This window comes from Bacteroidota bacterium (assembly GCA_035506275.1).
In the GTDB taxonomy this organism is placed as follows: domain Bacteria; phylum Bacteroidota; class Ignavibacteria; order UBA10030; family UBA8401; genus JAGVPT01.
Genome location: DATJPT010000019.1, coordinates 96856 through 113599 on the forward strand (window position 1 = coordinate 96856; position 16744 = coordinate 113599).

Sequence of the window (16744 nt, forward strand, 5' to 3'; positions counted from 1 at the left end):
CCAGTCAGCAGTTATGTCTACAAGGGGGCCACTTTAGGAGGGAACTCCACTTTTCTTTGCTGCCCCGCTAGGGTTCGAACCTAGACTCTTCTGATCCAGAGTCAGACGTGTTGCCAATTACACTACGGGGCAAAATCTAAACTGGCGCGATATTCATCGCGGGTTCTAATATACGAAAGCATTTCTATTTAGGCAAGAAAAATGGGGATTCAATAAGGGGAGCAGGGTTCGGATGATGACAAATGACAATTGACGATTGCCGAATAGAGAGCGCCCCCCCGTTCTATCCAGCCCCGGAAAACCCTGCCTTAAGCCGCGTCGCTGCATGTCGAGCATACATCACTTTAACAGGACCAGTACTCGAGTCGTCCGGCTATTCGCCCACTCCATCGTGCAGAAATAAATTCCGCTCGGGCATTTTGATGCATTCCATTCGGTCCGATGGAGGCCTGCCGGGACAAACCCGTCGACGAGGATTGCGACTCTCTGGCCGAGCCGATTTATAATGAAAATCCTTACCCGGCCAGAAGCAGGTACTGCATACTCGATGGTCGTGGAAGGATTGAACGGATTAGGATAGTTCTGCGAGAGAGATGCCTTTTGCGGGATGCTTTTGCCGGGATTTCTGACCGGGGTGATGCTGCCAAAGATCCTTCCGGAGATGGACGCCCCCTTCAGACGATACTCCGGATCGACACCATCCCACCAATAATAGAGTCCAATGCTGTCGACTACATCATCGTTAACGAAACCGTTGTGGCTCGACATTGTTACCAATCTTCTTTCCACTCCAAAGATATTCTCTGTCGTGTCGCGCGTGATCATCATCGGGAGGGAATCGTTGAAGATAGGAAGATACGAATAGATGTCCCCCTTCTTCTTGGAGAAGTCATATCGAAGGATCTCCGACGAGTCGAAGGGCCAGAATTGATAGATCTTGGAGCTGTCTTTTCTCAGATAGAAAAGAGTGAAATACTCGCAGAAAAACGGTTTGTAGGTCCGATGATTCGGGAGGACCGTATCCGCCCCAAGATAGAATGTTTCGACCCCGCTTGGTCCCTCAATGTCGGAGCTTGTAAGCTGATACTGCCAGGCGGACCCTGTTTCGAATGGAAAATCGAAGACGGATTGAGAATACGAAACTGAGCAGGCAGTGAATGTTAACAAGAAGATTTTTTTCATACGATTTCCTGGCCACAACGAAATGAAGACTCCAAGAGACGAGATTGAGTTCATTATTTTGTGAGCACCAGCCTTCTGGTTATCAGCGTATTCCCCGAGGAGAATTGATAGAAATACATTCCGCTGGCAAGAGATTCGGACGAGAGGACGACGGTGTGGACTCCCGTCTGCGCTCCGCCGTGAAAGAGCACCGATATTTTTCTTCCCAACGGATCGAACAACGTCAATGCGGCGGCACCGTCATGGGGCATGAAGAATTGAATCTGTGTCGATCCATTGAACGGGTTCGGATAATTCTGGTAGAGATGAAACCCGGAAGCAATGTCGGGCTGCGGGCGGACCAACACGGATGTGCCGTAGTCTATCCCACCGATTTTAGCATAGACCAATGTATCGGAGGTCAGAGAAACCGTACTTTGATCCAGATCGTTATAGCCTGATTGGATCGAGGTAAGCCCGAGGCCTTGTGTAAGCGTATAAGAAATAAACGGGCCGTAAATAACCAGGGTGAAATAGTATTTGCAAGGATGCAGAGCACCAAAATAATTTGCCGGACCCGACGTTTCCACGAACGTCCCCCCCAAACCACGCAGAAGGCATCCGGCGAACGAGGAATGCCCCGGAGCCAGTAAACTGTCGATCACATATTCCTGCGGATCGCTTGCGGTATCGACGGCGAAGACCTGAGACGTCATCGAATCGATCCGTTGAAAATTGGGATGAACTTCCGTTCGTTCTGTGGACTGTACGATGAAATATTTCCGTCCGTTTGAAAGCATTGTGTCTCCGGTGACGGAGACGAAGTAATAGTGTAAAGGAATGGATACGCCTCCCATCCCACCATAGGTTGACGATCGATATTCCCAGCGGTCGCCTATTTGCAACGGATAGAATGACAGTGCAGAGTCTGTCTGGGAATGAGCGAGTGATGCCGCCAAGCAAAGAGCGGCTGAGACTAAGGCGGACTTAAGTGAAGTTTTCATGTTGTTGACCACGAAGACACAAAGGCACCATGGGAGAGGGTTGACCTCATCACTTTATCAGCACAAGCCGTCTGGTTACCGTTGTATTCCCCGATGAGAGTTGATAAAAATACATTCCGCTGGCCAGGGATTCAGACGAGAGCGGGATAGTGTGAACTCCCGGCTGCGCCGTGCCATGAAAGAGGACCGATATTTTTCTCCCCAAAGGATCGAACAGCGTCAATGTTGCCGGTCCGGCATGGGGCATGGAGAATTGAATTTGAGTCGAACCGTTGAACGGATTTGGATAATTCTGAAACAGAGCGTACTCCGAAGGAACAGTTTGGGGCGGATCGATCACCGGCATTATTGTGTAACTTTGCAGCGTATGATCGGTATTTATAGGAATTGTTGTAAGACCTCCCGATGCGGCTACGCTCAGCTCGCCGACCCCCTCCTTGAAAATAAAACGATAAAGTATCGATGCATGTCCATCCGTATTCTCGCGCGCGATGATGGTTGCGCAGTGAGCGGAATCAGCGACGGCATACCGATTAAGAGAAGTTGAGTCTGCGAAGCCTGCAATAAAAGGGAACACCTGAATGGCCGAGCCCCCGGGCTGGTTATCCGAGGAATCAGGAGTCCGGTATATCGGATGCTTTCCGTTAAGCAGTTCGACGATCTCGAAACTGTGAACATCAACTACTTTAAAGCTTGTGTCAGCTTCGGGGAATTCGTCCCCGGGGCTGTAATAATAAGAGGTCAAATCTCTATTTTCTCTTACGAGCCATCGGAGCGAATCGCTGGCGGTGATGACAGCCGTGACAAGATAGGTGACGCTGCCCGTGTCGGCATAATGGACATCGGGGAACTCATCGAAGACCGCGGACTGAAAGCGGTAGGTCCACTGGTTGCCGACGGCGAGGGGAAAGATATCCGAGAGGGAATCGGATGTGACGCCGGCTTCGATCATCGATGCAGGGAGGATGAGAAAGAGAAGCAGGAAGAGAATCTTTATCTTCATGGATTACCCCTTTCGATGAAGCCAGCTAGTATTTTTGTCTGACCTCAGACAAATTGTAATCTGTTCTCGCCAGGTCGTTGTAATCCGCCATATCGATCAAATTCAGCATCGTGAAAAGCCGTATGAATCCTCCCAAAGTTATTCCCGCCCCCAGCAGGCCCGATTTCGTATTAGGATTTTTCACGAAGAACGAGGCTGCAACACATCCGACCATGACGGCGTCGGGAGTGCCGTACCCGATTTGCAATGAGTGGAGCATGGCCGGAGTGAGGAGGGGGTTGTCCCTTTGCAGATAGTCCAGTCCGAGCTGGGGGGAGACCAGGTCGAGAGCGATGTATGCGCCCGCGCTCTTATGTGGGTTGACAAAGGGGGCGCGGCTCTTGAGATTGAGCTCGATCTGCTGCTGCGTCAACGCGATCATCATCTTGCTGTTGGCGAGAGGGTCCGCTCCGATGGTGCCGAACACCGAGAGGCACTCGGTCTCCGAGACCTCGCCGTTCAACCGCAAAGCACCGATGACCTCGGTGTTGTTCTTCCCCATGAACGGATGACCTTTTTTTCGCAAATAGAGATCGGCGTTCATGACCGTAACGGAGCTATTCGAAAAGATGCTTTTAGAGTAGATGAAGGCGTTCAGAGGTCCGTCGGTCCGTTCCATCGAAACCTTGTCGGCGACCTGTTTCGCCGCCTGCAGGACCTGGTCCTTATGGTAGGGAAGATATTCATCGGTTGTTGCAATGTATGAATGACACGACTCCAGCATGAGGGCCGGAATGAAGCAAATGATAAAGATGAGAATGCAGATGAGTTGCTTCGTCATACGTGCGTCGTTAATGTAAGGTGAGGAATCCGATGTCTACATGTTTTTTAATAGTGGTCTAAGAACTGCTGTTCCGGGATGACGGCAAACTTGAGCGTCTTGGTCCCGAGGCTTCCGCAGTCGATATAGGCAATGTACATTCCTGATCCGATCGGGAGCTGATGCTCGTTCAGCAGGTCCCAGTCGGCAAACTGCGTCGGGTCGTTCTTCACCAGCGTCCGGACCAAAATGCCGGCTAGGTTGAAAATGCGGATCGTCGCCCGGGAGGGGAGATGCGTGAACCGCACCCAGCGAGTATATTTATCCGCTTCAAGTCTGTTGAAGCCAAAATATGGGTTCGGAAAAACGTTGATCTTCGCAATATCGGCTTTTTCATCCGCAAGCTTTTGCGTGGGAGCGCTCGTGGTGAAACTAAAGGTCACGCCAGGGGCGTTCACATAGTCTGGAATGATCTCGAATTCGTCTCCGGCAGAGAAAAGATTGCTCGATCGCATCGTCGCCGTAATGAGCCACATCAACGGTGAGTTGTCGTTCAAGATGTCTGACGGGATATTCGGGTTGTTGACCGTCGCACTATAATTTGTCCCGAAAATAAAAAAATACTCTTTGGTCGTAGAGATGTTATTGATTCCCAATGAAGAAGAGGGCGGATCGTATTTGCCGTCTTCCTTTCCGCCGGTAGCGTTATTCTCCAGGAATCCGACGTCGAGCTGCTGCATGTTGTTGTCCTCGTCAAACGCGGCAAGCGGCACTCCTCGCCTGTCTTGAAAAGCGTAACCGGGACCCGGGTTGACGACCGGAAGGAATGTGGAATCGGCCAGAGGTGACGATGCCTGCCGTACAAACCGGTATGCCATCGAAACATTCGGGTCGCCCGGGTTCAAAATGTTGAAGTTCGAATCGACGGAGGAAAATTTGATCATCACCTTGTGCAATTTTTCCGGAGGGATGGTTGACTGACCGGCCCCAAAAAGAGAGCCCCAGTCGCGCCCCATGCCGATGGCGCCACCAGTCCCGCTCACATTAAATCCTTCCAAGTTGTAATCGCTTCCGTTCAGACTCGACCAGTCTCTTTTTCCCGAAGGGATATTCCATCCGACTCCCTGACCTCCAGGGTTCATCCCGGGCGGCGGGCCGAAGACCTGCACCGAGACCCCGTTCACGATCACGGCTGCGGGGTTTCCCCCGGGAGGAGGAGAAGTATTGCTCGATTGCACCTGGTGTGTCGTGAGTGCGATTCCCTTGGTTGCATCGGTGAGGTCCCAATATGTTTTGTTGCTGGAGGAATCAACATTGAAGCCTACCACATACGCATCGCCGGTCAGGATCGTTGGGTCGACGACGTTCGCAAGAACGTAACCATCGCTCGTCCCTTGCTTTGTTACACGCAATGTGTCGCCGGACTTCTTGGGAATGCGGACTCCGTTCTGCGGCGATTGAGGACGAACGGTCAGGATGACTGGAGCGCTCTCCAGCGCGTGCGCGTCGTACCCCGCATCCGGATTATAATTGTACGCCGTCACCGCAAAATAGTAATCGCGGTCGTTCACGATCTGTCCCCCTGCGATCGCATCGGCAGTAATATCGATCGAATGGAATATGCCGGTATCCGTTCCGAATTGGGTCGGAGTAGTGATGACGGCCCTTAAGGAAGGGACATACACGGAATCGATGATAGTGAACACGCCGTCGATAAGGTCGAACGTCGCTACGCGCTTTGCGCCGCTCGGGCTGTATCGCGGATACTGATAGACATTGTACCCTTCAAATGTAAATTTCCCCGGCGTTGCCCCATAGGAGACCGAGTTCTCCGTTCGCGATATGTACTCCGGATCCCCCCATGAAAGAACAATTTCTTTGTCGAGTGAGGCTATATGAACAACGGGAGCCGGCGGTGCTTTCGCGGCACGGAAGAAAAAATCGTATGTGCGCTGGATAAAGTCGTCGTTGTTCTTCAAAACCGCAATGCTCGACAGGTAATCGGCGCCCATGCCGGCGAGCGCACCGACCACAACTTCCTGAGTATCTCCCGGCTGCATTGTGAACGGCCCGGAGCAAAGCGCCATGCGTACATCACCCGGGATGAATTGCGGGGGGGACCCTAAATAGATGGGTCCTTTGCCCGTGACCGGATCACCTGGGAAGCAATATTTTCCACCTCCCGTCACGCTCGCGGGAAAGGGTTGACCAGTCGTGCTCACAAGCCCTCTCATCAGATTATACCATTGCAAGGATCCGCTGAAGCCGCTATAGTTGCCATAGTTGTCCAAGGGAGGATCACTGAACGTTATATTTCCGTCGAGGAAGAATGAGAAGGCTGTCATTGGGAGGTTCTTATATCCATGAATGACCCGCCCTTCGAATATCGCCGTGTCGGCGGCAGCACCTGGAACGATCGGGCCCTGCAGAAAATCGAAGCCGACCGAGGGAGGGGGGAGTCCAATGTCGGCGTAGTTCGCATCGCGGGGTTCGCCGTTGTAGTCGAAGCCGAGGCTGCGTGTCGTGTCGCAGCCGATGGCATCGTCCCCGGAATACCCGACGTCAGGGTCGACCCACTGGGCGACATACATCGTGTCGAGCGGAACTCCGCTTTTATTGATGAACGTGTAGCTGACGAAGATCGCGTCGCCGACAGCTGTAGTGCGATTGTACGCCCAGATCGTTCGTTGGACTTCGATCCCGACCGGCGTGGACGCGTAAAGATTCATCGTACGTGCTGTGTCGAGGTCGTTCATCACCATCCAGATGGTTTGGTCGGCCCCCGGGTAGCCGGGTATGTCGATGGCCGGTTCGTATCGTCCGTCCTGGTTCACGTCGGTGTAAGGAGCTCCTTGATCTGCCGGCCATTGATTCCAATCGTTCCAGTATTGGTTGAGCAGATCGTTGACACTCAGGCTCTGAAAGCGGCCGATGTACGATACCTCAGTATTTTGCAGGATGCTTTCTTCGAGGGCGATCGTGTCCCGGTTCGTCGTTGGCCTGATGTCGGGGCGAACGCGGTAGGGTCTGTTGAGAAGGTCCGATGGATCTGATGGGACCGGCCCCGAATTCGCTGTCCCGCTCGTGAGAATTCTCCCGGCCTGCAAACCATGATTGTACGTGGAGCCGCCGCAACGGAGCGTATCCCTCTTAAATGTCGTCCAGACCAGCCCGTCCTCGAAAACGCAAGTCCCGTCATTTGAACCGATCGGGAACTCAAATCCCTCGTCGGCGATCGAAAACGGGTTGAATGAACCGTCGCCGTTGTTGGAGTAATAATTAAAGACGTTATTGATGTCCATTGGCCGGTAGACATCGTCCGTGTTAATCTTGGTGAGTTTTTTAGTCCCGGATGAATGGTCCTTCTTTGCGGGGTTCTTCGCCTGAAGTTCGTGAGGCAATAAGGTCAAAAGTGCAACAGATACGATTGAAATGAAGCAGCAGGAAAAATTTTTGCAGAACATGATGTGTCCTCCATGGGAGAACCGTCTCTGCTTTTCCCACCATTACTTTTGCGGGAAAAAAGACGGAGGAACAAGAGGTAAGGAACAATTCGGAGATGAGGAATCCATGCAGGGACCCTTAGGATGATAGGGTGAGGTCTGACCCGACTTTAGAAGAAAATAAAAAACCCCGTTACCGCTCTTGCGATCCGGGGGGCGATGGTATTATTCTAGTCCCTCTTCCCCCGGGGAAATGAACTACGGAATGCTAGTCATATTCGACGAAAGAATCAAGAAGAAAACTGGGGGCGCGGCATCTGCGTTTTTACCGACGAGCCGTGTGCTTTGCTACCCACTCTCCAAAAGCGGCCATGAACTTTTTCAAGAATTCCCGTGTCGTGTCGCTGGTCAAGTTATCATGGTCGTCGAAAAGTTTCGCCGCTCCCCCGATATATGCTTCCGGCTGGGCCATCGTGTGAATATTAAGAAAGACGAGGGCTTGCCGCAAATGATGGTTTGCGCCGAAGGCGCCGAGCGCTCCGGGGGAAACGCTGACGACCGCTCCGGGTTTGCCGTCCCACCAATTCTTCCCGAACGGCCGCGAAGCAACGTCGATTGCGTTCTTGAGTACCGCCGGGATCGAACGGTTGTATTCAGGCGTCACGAAGAGAAGCCCGTCCGAGTTTTTCACTTTGATGCGGAAATCCGACCAGGCCGCAGGGGGCGCTTCCTCAAGATCCTGATTGTACATCGGCAGATCGCCGATCTCTAGTATTTCAAACGACAAATGTCCAGGGGAAAGCCCTATCAATGCGTTCGCGGTCTTCCGGGTAAACGATCCTTTTCGAAGGCTGCCGATGAGTACGCCGATCTTCGCTGGTTCAACGTTCATATCTTCCTTTACTGCCCCTATTTCGTGGCTAGACACTGCAACGAAGAGACTACCTCCCTGTAAGCAGAGAGTTCCTGCTCGGTCGCTGACGTGTCATTGGAGCTCATTGAAACGGAGAGGGTGTAAGTAAATCTTTTCCCGGGGTTGAGGTAGGTAACGTATTCATAAAAGTCATTTTCGACGAAAAATATCTTCGCGTAGCACTTATACTTGGGATGGTTCACATGGAGATCGTCGAATTTGATGTCGGCATACTGGTCTGAATACTGCTTCATATCGTACTCCAGGTCTGCGGCAGTATTTTCGTCAACCTTGGAATTCACGCAAACGCGGATCATATGGCACGGCAAAGTGGTGTCGTATCCCGGTCCCATGAATACAATGTTTGCCGAAAAATTGGCGGCGCTGTCTATGTCGGCGCGCCATCCTTCCGGCTCTTTCACGCCGAACACAAATCCGTCGCCGTACACCAAGAGCCTGCCGGGCTTCTCTCCCTGCTGAATGAACGGGGGGAGAAAAAGAAGGCACTGAAGTATCACTGCGGCAGTTGTTTTCATTTTGGCGAAGCTTCTAGTTGAACGTTACGCTGAATTCCGCGAACACTCTCGAGGAAGTGATCTTCCCCGAATAACCGGGATTTGCCGGGTCGGATTGATCGTCGGCGGCAGTATGGGCAAAGCCTATCGCGACTCCGAATCCCCAATCGTCGGCCAAATACCACTCCATCCCCCCTTTCAGATGATACGCAAATCCCGAGTGTGATACGACCCTGGTTCCGGAATAGTCGATATGAAAACGTCCCTCTCCGACTGTAGCGCTCAGATACATGTTCGATGGGACAAAATATTTCGTTATGCCGATGCCGAACATCTCGTCGCTCGCTGAGACGTTCGATCCGGCATAGACGTCGGTGCCGTCGAGAGTCCAGTTCGGCGACGAGATCGACCTGCCGAGCGCGTCGGCGGAGAGAATAAGATTTTCCTCGGGCCAGACGACGACACCTAGCCTCACATCGTACTGGAATCCGCCGCCGTTCGCCACGAGTGTGCTGAACGTTGTGTTTTTTGCGTTCAGGATGATCTGGCCGAAAGCAAGTCCGCCGGCGGCCGAAACATAGAACGTCTGCGAATGGAGAATAACCAGCGTATCATCCGATTCATCGTCCTGAGCGAAGGCGCAGGATGAAAGCAGGATGAAGAGCAAACTGATTTTCTTCAAAGAGGAAATTCCCAGCGGCACTTCATTATTGGTGAAAGGTGAATGGGTCAACCGTACGTGGCTTCTCGCCGGCCTTGCTTCGGCAGATCTTGGAATGCTCGTCTCATTAAAAACTACATCAATTTGCTCCAAATTGCAAGAACTTCACTCGGATCGTTTCGCTTCCAGCCAGACGGTCCACTCCTTCGCAGTAGTGAAATCCATCCCCGTTTCCTTTTTCAGGACGGCGACGGCCCTTTCATGCTCTGCTTTCGATGCCACCCACAACAACTGAATCAAATTCTCGACGACGACCGACTTACGGTATTTGGCAATCGTATTCCAATATGCGTCGCCGCGGACCTGGGGAGAGACATCGTTGTCGTACCATATTTTGAACCCGACGAGTTTTTCGACCTGAATCTGATGCCACGTTGATTGCTTCTGGTTAATGGTGCGAATGAGGTTCACATACCGCTTGAAGTACTCAAGCGTCGCGACCTCGTCGACCGCGTCGAACGCAGCGTTTTGTCTCCATCGTTTCCACGCGTTGATGGTGCTGTCCATTAGGCGGGCATTGCCGTGGTCGAGCGGATGCCAATCGGTCGCAGCGACGGTAGAGAGATAATAGGCCCACGTGTCCAGGTACCCACGATAGAACTCTTTCGTGCTATCGGTGTACAGATCGATCCTGTCGAGAATGTAGCGGACCAGGTTCTCCGAAATGATATCGGTGATGTGCCGCGCTTTTCGCGGAGGAACAAAATAATAAATGCAGCCATCCGTCGGCGGAAACGACATATTCTCGCCGAGCGCCGTCCCGTTGAACAGCGACTGATCGACGGCGAATGTCTTGCCGACATTTGTTGCTCCCTCATCCAGCCACGCCGCTTTTGCCGCGTCGACCTGCCCGCAAATGTAAACACCCCCTTGCGGTCCGAAACTTTCCAAAAGATATTGCGCAAGATATTTCCCTGCACCCCTCTGGCTTCCGGCCTGCTTCATAACATTTCCCCGCTGGAGGTGGGCGTTGCCGTAGAACACCAGCGCCTTCGCATTGGGGTCTGCGTCCAGCGTTTCTTTGATTTTTTGGGAAGAATATTCATCCCGCCCGCGAACGAAAAACCGGTCCCTCTTTTCCGATGTCCAATCGCTGAGGTCGATCACTTTCTCCGGACCGATGATGTCGAAGCTGATCTGCGCGCTCTGATCCCGCCCTCTGTTGAACGCCTCGATGCGATTGGACAGCGTTCGGAGATCGTCGTAAAACTCGAGTGTCCCGGTCGTAAATTGGTCCCCCCGGAAACTGATCGGCTCTATCGTTTCGAGCGGGTCCATCGTGATAAAATAATGCTTCAATGCCGACGCTCGTGCAGAATCGATCTCAAGGAAAAGGAGGAGCTTCGGAGGGACGTTGTTCGCCCCTTCTTCATGCTTCGAAACCCAGGTGTTCAGCACGGCGATGACCGTCCTATAATAGAGCGGATCGCCGTGCCCGGCATCGGCAAGCATGACGATGCGGTTCATCGCAATCTTGTTGAGCAGGAAATCCGCGGGGCTCCAGGAAGCATGCTGCTTAATGAGCGACGTCAGGTCGTTGCGCCGCTCGTCTTGCGCGGAAAGTTCCTGGGCGGAAAGCATCAGGGCAAATGCCGCTGCCAGAAGGAAAGAGGGATAAATGATGACGGTCCTTTTTGTTCTCATATCAAGATCGCTTGAGCGATTGCATTGAGTTGTCAATAAAATGTAAGATGAAGAGGGAGGATAATCAAGCACGACATCCTGTTCACGAAAGAGAATTGTTGACACGGCTTGACATTTGCGCTGTGAAGTCGTAAGTTTTCCGCACGCAAAGAAATTACTTGGTCCCTCTATGACTGCGCTGTCTTCTTCTGCAATGTTCGGTAGCACGCTGATATACAGATGAACACAATTTCGAACCTTACGCGCCGCGAATTCATCAAACTTGCCGGCATGCTCGCCGCCGGCGTCGGTTTTCTTTCGGGATGCCTGAATTTCCGGAAATCGGACGCGCAGGAGCTCTCCGACGACGAGACTATGTTGCTCGGCGCGATCGCCGAACAGATCATCCCTGCCGACGAGTGGCCCGGCGGACGGGAGGCGGGAGTGGTGAATTTCATTAAGACTCAGCTTGACGGACCGTACCGGCGATTCCGCGAGGATTACCGGAATGGGTTGGCCGCAATCGAGAGCACGTGTATTGCGAGATACCAGAAAATATTCGAACAGCTTTCCTGGGATCAGCAGAACTCCTTCCTGAAGGAAATGGAGTCCGGGAACCTCAATGACGGCCCGTGGAAGAACGGGTTCGGGCAGAGGTTCTTCGAGTTGTTGCGTACACATTCACTGCAAGGGTTCTATGGAAGTCCTCGGCACGGAGGGAATAAGAATTTTATCAGCTATAAGATGATGGGGCTGGATGAGTTTCAGGTGATCGGACAAAATCGTTATCGGTCGTAGCGTATGAGCAACAAACATGTCAATGCCGTTGTCGTCGGTGCCGGGGCAGGAGGGGGAGTCGTTGCGAAGGAACTCAGCGCTGCCGGACTTTCGGTCGTTCTTTTCGAACGAGGCGGGTGGGCTTCATATGACGCGCACGATCACGACGAGCTTCTCTCGCAGCGCACCACCGTTCTCGGCAACGCGTTCGGTCCGGATGATGACCGGTACCGCAGGGTTGTAGTGAACGACGACGGTACGACGGAAGTCGTCGTTCCTAGCGACGGGGCGTACAATAATGTGGCGGCGTGTGTCGGTTCCGGGACGGTGAGCTACGGCGCGATGGCGTGGCGTTTTATGACCGAAGATTTCAAAATGAAGACGACCTATGGTCACGTCGAAGGGGCAACGCTGGAGGACTGGCCGATCACCTACGACGACCTGGAGCCGTGCTACGAAAAGGCGGAGTGGGAAATCGGCGTTGCCGGAGATGCGTCGCAAAATCCGTTTGCCGCTCGCCGCAGTAAACCGTACCCGATGCCCCCCTTCGCGTATAACAAAGAGGCAAGAATGATTGAGGCGGCGATGCACCGGGCCGGACTTCATCCCTTCCCCATTCCTATGCTGCGGAACTCGGTGGAATACAACAGTCGTCCCGCCTGCGTGCGACGACGCTCCTGCTGCGGATTCGGCTGTCCGCTCAACGCCAAATCCGGAACGCACAACACGGTCATCCCGACGGCGATCGCCACGGGCAACTGTGAGCTGCGAACGAACTGCGTTGTCAGCGAATTGATCATCGACGATGCCGGGAAAATTTCGGGGGTCGTTTATTTTGACGGGGAGAACCTTAAGCAGGAACAGACCGCCGACATCATCGTCATTGCCGCCTCCGCAACTGAGACTCCCCGATTGCTGTTGAATTCAAGATCTAAACACTTCCCGACCGGAGTAGGGAATCGGTACGACTGGGTCGGGCGGAATCTGCAGGGGCATGCCTACACCGGCGCCTTTGGATTGTTCGAAGAGGATATTTTTGATGATGTCGGACCGGGCGCTTCGATCGCTGTCAGCGACTTCAGTCACCACAATCCGGGGATCGTCGGCGGGGGAATTCTCGCGAACGAGTTCACCCGGCTGCCGTATCTCTTCACCGGCATCCGTCCTCCTGGGTCGCCGTCGTGGGGGAAAGCGCACAAGGAATTTCAACGGAAATATTTCCGGCGCAACGCGCAGGTCGTCGGCCCTATTCAGGAAATGCCGAATTTCGACTCCCGCGTGCAGGTAGATCCGTCGGTCAAAGATGCTTGGGGAATCCCGGTCGTTCGCCTTTCAGGCCGCCGTCATCCAAAAGATGTGGAGGGATGCGAATTTCTTTCGCGAAAAGCGGAGATGATACTGAAAGAGGCCGGAGCGTTTCAAACGTGGCGCGCAGTCGGGGGCCACGGCTTGAGCGGCGGACAGCATCAGGCGGGAACATGCCGCATGGGGAACGACCCGCAGACTTCCGTGACCGACAAATTCGGCCGCGTACACGATACACCGAATGTTTTCATCGCCGATGCGAGCCTTCATGTCAATAACGGCGGATTCAATCCTGCGCTGACCATCATGGCTCTCGGGTACTGGGTGGGAGGACATATCGCGGGTGAATGGCAAAAAGGAAACCGCTTTTCCTGACCAGTCAGGCAGCTACAGTACAAGCATTTCAATTTGACCTTGTCTGTGAAAAAATCAAAAAAGCTATTTCTTATTGTTAGCGGCGCAATTCTTTTGCTCCTCCTTGCCTTCGGCGGTTTCTCGTACTATTGGGAAGCGGCATCGCCTCAGGCGACGTGTGCAAGCTGTCATGAAATAGAAAGTTCATCCAACATGTGGGCGAAAAGCGGCCACCGCGCCCTCCTGTGCAAAGAGTGCCACGGCACGGCGTTGAGCAACGGTTTCCACAGCCTGAAAGAAAAAGGGATGATGTTTGTCCATCATTTCACAGAAGGGGAAAAAGGGGAAGTCGCTTTGAGTGAGGCGCAAAGGCTGGAGATCATGGACAACTGCAGGCGCTGCCACGGCGAGGAATATGCAAACTGGACCTCGGGAGGACATTCGGCGACATACGCAGCGATCTTTCTGAACGAGAAACACAACTCCACGGAGCAGCTGAACGCCGATTGTCTCCGGTGTCACGGAATGTTCTACGAGGGGACGATAAAGGACCTGGTAGCTCCGCTGAGCATCAAGGGTCCTTGGACGCTCAATATTTCAGAAAAATCCACCGAGCCGGTGATCCCCTGTTTCACCTGCCACGAAGTTCATCGTCCGGGAATTCCAGCGGTTCCCGCAAACGCGTCCGACCCGAAAAAAATATTTTACGAGAGAAAAGTCAACCTCCCCAAAGCGTTGTTCTATTACCGGTATGAGAAGACGCATGTCGAAACTGCCGACCTTCCGTTCCCCGCCATTTGGGACGGCGGCCGAAAGGTCGAAGTTTCCGATGATCCCGTCCAGCGCATTTGCCTTCAGTGTCATGCCCCCAATGCATTTCATCAGGCGGGTACTGGAGACGACCGGACGCCCCGCGGCATTCATGAAGGGCTCAGCTGTCTTGCCTGCCATGATCATCACAGCAACGATTCAAAACAGAGCTGCAAAAATTGTCATCCCGCCATCTCGAACTGCCAGCTCGATGTAACGAAGATGAACACCACGTTCGCCGACAGTAAAAGCCCGCATAACATACATTCGATGCGGTGCATCGACTGCCATCCCAAAGGCATACCGAAGCCGAAAAAATCACGGGGATGAGGTGAGAGGGATTGATGACCGAGCGGACCGCAAAAGAACGATGTCTATTTTTGGGGGACTATCTTTCGCACTTCAATGCAGCTTCACGCCTGAAACCGGAAAAGGTCCACGCCGCTCGAGTGCCTCGATGCATCGAAGGAGATGTCGTACGTAGTTGCCCGCTCATTTCCTTTCACAAACGTTTCCACTAAAGGGGCTTTTCCCGTTTGCTGATGATAAGAACGAGTTCCTTTTTGCCGGCGACTCTCACGTTGATGGCAACGGTTTTTTTATGCAATGAAAAATTAGAGATGTTTGCAAAGGACCTTCTCTCCGGAGTGAACGATTGGACACTCATCCCCCCGATCATGTCGGCAGAGAAAGAAACGGGTGCAGCGATAACGGTATCGGTGTTGTTCAGCAGGTAGATGAAATACGTGCTGCCGCACCGGACTCCATAACTTTCCAGTTTGCCCGACGAAATCGTGAACGGAAAAAAGGAGCCTCGCCCGGCATCGAGCATTTTTTGATTGATCAGGCTGACGCTTCGGAAATACGGCGTCATGTTTCTTTTGTCGAATAATTCCCACCACCAGCTCATCGGCAAAATCGGGGTTGGACTAAAGAGGCCGTACCAAAGCCCCCGCTTGAAATCAAAGTCGAAGGATGCACCATAGGCGGAGTCGTCGTCCTCCCATCGGTATCCAAATTCCCCGACGACGTACGGCTTGCCAAAGGTTTCAATGTAGGAAGGATAAATTTTCGGGATTTTTTCAGTGTGTTTGTAAATATGCTTCTGATTGAAGTCAATGGATGCGATCGAATTGAGTCCTTGGATGTCGCGGTGGGAGATGCTTGTCGTGACCAGATGGCCGTACGGGTCGATGTCCTTCAGATATCTGCTCATCTCCATGTGCCATTCGGTGACGGCGGCATGCGGAATGCGGATGCTGTCCTGTCGTGTGAAGGCAGCGTTGTCGATTTCGTTGAAGAACTCCCATGCGGCGATGCTCGTGCTGTAGCCCCATCGGGCTACGAGGTAGCGTAGCTTGTTCTTATATTGTTCCTGTGCCGGCTGCGACGTAAAGAATTCCGTCGGCGTCGATGCCGAACCCCCGTTTGCGGAATTGTAGCTGTTGGATCGCCATTCGGCATCCGGAATCAACGCGCCATGCCAATCGATCGTCAGCATGAAATACAACCCCAGGCTGTCGCAGAGAGCAACCAGTTCGTCGAGTCGTTGTATCGCCCCCGGATTGAAATAGCGGTCGCTGTTTGTATAACGAACAGTAGGATGGACTTTCTTCCATTCTAACGGAAGGTTCCAGCTGCAGAGCCACGTCCTGAAGAAATTTCCCTTGTTTGCTGCAAGCTTCGGGAGGAGATAATCGTAGGTCCACTTCGGGTTTTCAAAAGACCTCGACTCCCAGCCGATGTTCTCGCCGATTCCCCTGAACAGAGTTCCGTCGTCAAATTCGAACGTCCACAGGTTGTTCTTATGAAGGAAACCCGGTTTTGTCCCCGGCAGAGAAGTAAAATTTCCGGAGCGAGATTCGACGGTCCCAGTTCGGGTTTGCAGCCGGAACGTGTACGAGTACAATCCCGTTTCCTGAGGAGCGAATCGAGCTTTCCACAAAGTCCCTTTCGGTTGAAGTGTGTCAAAGTAACAGGGGAGCTCAAGCGGTTTGCCGGATGGGCTGGTGATCTCCATATCCAGTGAGACTTCCCTTGAGTCGAATGGATTTTTGTACGATCCGCTGTCCGAAATGCTCGATTCTGCTTTTTCGAACTGCTTCACGGCGGCTGTGAGCATCGTGTAGTCAAGTACTGACTGAGCGTCGGAGAAAAAAGGAATGGAGAAAAGAAGGATCGCCATCGCTCTTCGTATCATGACCATGTCAAAGAAATTGAGATTGATGAATTACCTTCATGGGCCGCAAGTCAAAGCATCAAAGATCTAACTTTGATTCCGCAAAACTCAAGCTATTGTAGCTAAAACAGGGGCGA

The 16744-nt window shown here is 52.8% G+C and carries 13 protein-coding genes and 1 tRNA gene; 3 read left to right on the top strand and 11 right to left on the bottom strand.

Going from position 1 to position 16744, the window contains the following annotated elements:
- Positions 1-59: 59 nt before the first annotated feature.
- The 10 genes from VMF88_13715 to VMF88_13760 all read right to left on the bottom strand — a co-directional run bounded on the left by VMF88_13715 (position 60) and on the right by VMF88_13760 (position 11203).
- Positions 60-132: transfer RNA gene (locus VMF88_13715), tRNA-Gln, on the bottom strand.
- A 207-nt stretch (positions 133-339) separates the two neighbouring features.
- Positions 340-1182 carry a T9SS type A sorting domain-containing protein gene (locus tag VMF88_13720; protein ID HTY12113.1) on the bottom strand — a complete coding sequence of 281 codons (843 nt, stop codon included), beginning with the start codon at positions 1180-1182 and terminating at the stop codon, positions 340-342.
- Between the two features lie 53 nt (positions 1183-1235).
- Positions 1236-2165 carry a T9SS type A sorting domain-containing protein gene (locus tag VMF88_13725; protein HTY12114.1) on the bottom strand — a complete coding sequence of 310 codons (930 nt, stop codon included), beginning with the start codon at positions 2163-2165 and terminating at the stop codon, positions 1236-1238.
- A gap of 49 nt (positions 2166-2214) precedes the next feature.
- A complete protein-coding gene (locus tag VMF88_13730) occupies positions 2215-3168 on the bottom strand; it encodes a T9SS type A sorting domain-containing protein (GenBank protein HTY12115.1) in 954 nt (317 codons plus the stop codon).
- A gap of 25 nt (positions 3169-3193) precedes the next feature.
- On the bottom strand, positions 3194-3988 hold the full coding sequence (locus VMF88_13735; GenBank protein HTY12116.1) for a hypothetical protein: 795 nt from the start codon (positions 3986-3988) through the stop codon (positions 3194-3196).
- Between the two features lie 47 nt (positions 3989-4035).
- Positions 4036-7368, bottom strand: a complete 3333-nt coding sequence (locus tag VMF88_13740; GenBank protein ID HTY12117.1) for a T9SS type A sorting domain-containing protein — start codon at positions 7366-7368, stop codon at positions 4036-4038.
- A 367-nt stretch (positions 7369-7735) separates the two neighbouring features.
- The gene (locus VMF88_13745; GenBank protein HTY12118.1) at positions 7736-8302 is read right to left on the bottom strand and encodes an NAD(P)H-dependent oxidoreductase; all 567 of its coding nucleotides are present in this window, start codon (positions 8300-8302) and stop codon (positions 7736-7738) included.
- 17 nt (positions 8303-8319) lie between these two features.
- A complete protein-coding gene (locus tag VMF88_13750; protein ID HTY12119.1) occupies positions 8320-8859 on the bottom strand; it encodes a hypothetical protein in 540 nt (179 codons plus the stop codon).
- Between the two features lie 13 nt (positions 8860-8872).
- Positions 8873-9520, bottom strand: a complete 648-nt coding sequence (locus VMF88_13755) for a hypothetical protein (GenBank protein HTY12120.1) — start codon at positions 9518-9520, stop codon at positions 8873-8875.
- A gap of 144 nt (positions 9521-9664) precedes the next feature.
- A complete protein-coding gene (locus VMF88_13760) occupies positions 9665-11203 on the bottom strand; it encodes a hypothetical protein (GenBank protein ID HTY12121.1) in 1539 nt (512 codons plus the stop codon).
- Between the two features lie 219 nt (positions 11204-11422).
- Here VMF88_13760 and VMF88_13765 point away from each other — a divergent pair, with 219 nt between their 5' ends.
- From VMF88_13765 to VMF88_13775, 3 genes are read left to right on the top strand one after another with little or no spacing between them, the layout of a single operon-like run.
- Positions 11423-11980, top strand: coding sequence for a gluconate 2-dehydrogenase subunit 3 family protein (locus VMF88_13765; GenBank protein ID HTY12122.1), 558 nt, complete (start codon positions 11423-11425; stop codon positions 11978-11980).
- A gap of 3 nt (positions 11981-11983) precedes the next feature.
- Positions 11984-13639: a GMC family oxidoreductase gene (locus VMF88_13770; protein ID HTY12123.1), complete on the top strand. Its 1656-nt coding sequence runs from the start codon at positions 11984-11986 to the stop codon at positions 13637-13639.
- A 45-nt stretch (positions 13640-13684) separates the two neighbouring features.
- On the top strand, positions 13685-14758 hold the full coding sequence (locus VMF88_13775) for a NapC/NirT family cytochrome c (protein HTY12124.1): 1074 nt from the start codon (positions 13685-13687) through the stop codon (positions 14756-14758).
- 187 nt (positions 14759-14945) lie between these two features.
- On the opposite strand, the gene VMF88_13780 is transcribed toward VMF88_13775, so the two are convergent.
- Entirely contained in the window at positions 14946-16613 is a 1668-nt protein-coding gene (locus tag VMF88_13780) for a DUF5060 domain-containing protein (GenBank protein ID HTY12125.1), read from the bottom strand.
- Positions 16614-16744 lie beyond the last annotated feature (131 nt).

Bases quoted from the DNA above. Each gene is read 5' to 3' on its own strand.
- VMF88_13720 (HTY12113.1), bottom strand. From the start codon at position 1,182: ATGAAAAAAATCTTCTTGTTAACATTCACTGCCTGCTCAGTTTCGTAT.
- VMF88_13725 (HTY12114.1), bottom strand. From the start codon at position 2,165: ATGAAAACTTCACTTAAGTCCGCCTTAGTCTCAGCCGCTCTTTGCTTG.
- VMF88_13730 (HTY12115.1), bottom strand. From the start codon at position 3,168: ATGAAGATAAAGATTCTCTTCCTGCTTCTCTTTCTCATCCTCCCTGCA.
- VMF88_13735 (HTY12116.1), bottom strand. From the start codon at position 3,988: ATGACGAAGCAACTCATCTGCATTCTCATCTTTATCATTTGCTTCATT.
- VMF88_13745 (HTY12118.1), bottom strand. From the start codon at position 8,302: ATGAACGTTGAACCAGCGAAGATCGGCGTACTCATCGGCAGCCTTCGA.
- VMF88_13750 (HTY12119.1), bottom strand. From the start codon at position 8,859: ATGAAAACAACTGCCGCAGTGATACTTCAGTGCCTTCTTTTTCTCCCC.
- VMF88_13760 (HTY12121.1), bottom strand. From the start codon at position 11,203: ATGAGAACAAAAAGGACCGTCATCATTTATCCCTCTTTCCTTCTGGCA.
- VMF88_13765 (HTY12122.1), top strand. From the start codon at position 11,423: ATGAACACAATTTCGAACCTTACGCGCCGCGAATTCATCAAACTTGCC.
- VMF88_13770 (HTY12123.1), top strand. From the start codon at position 11,984: ATGAGCAACAAACATGTCAATGCCGTTGTCGTCGGTGCCGGGGCAGGA.
- VMF88_13780 (HTY12125.1), bottom strand. From the start codon at position 16,613: ATGGCGATCCTTCTTTTCTCCATTCCTTTTTTCTCCGACGCTCAGTCA.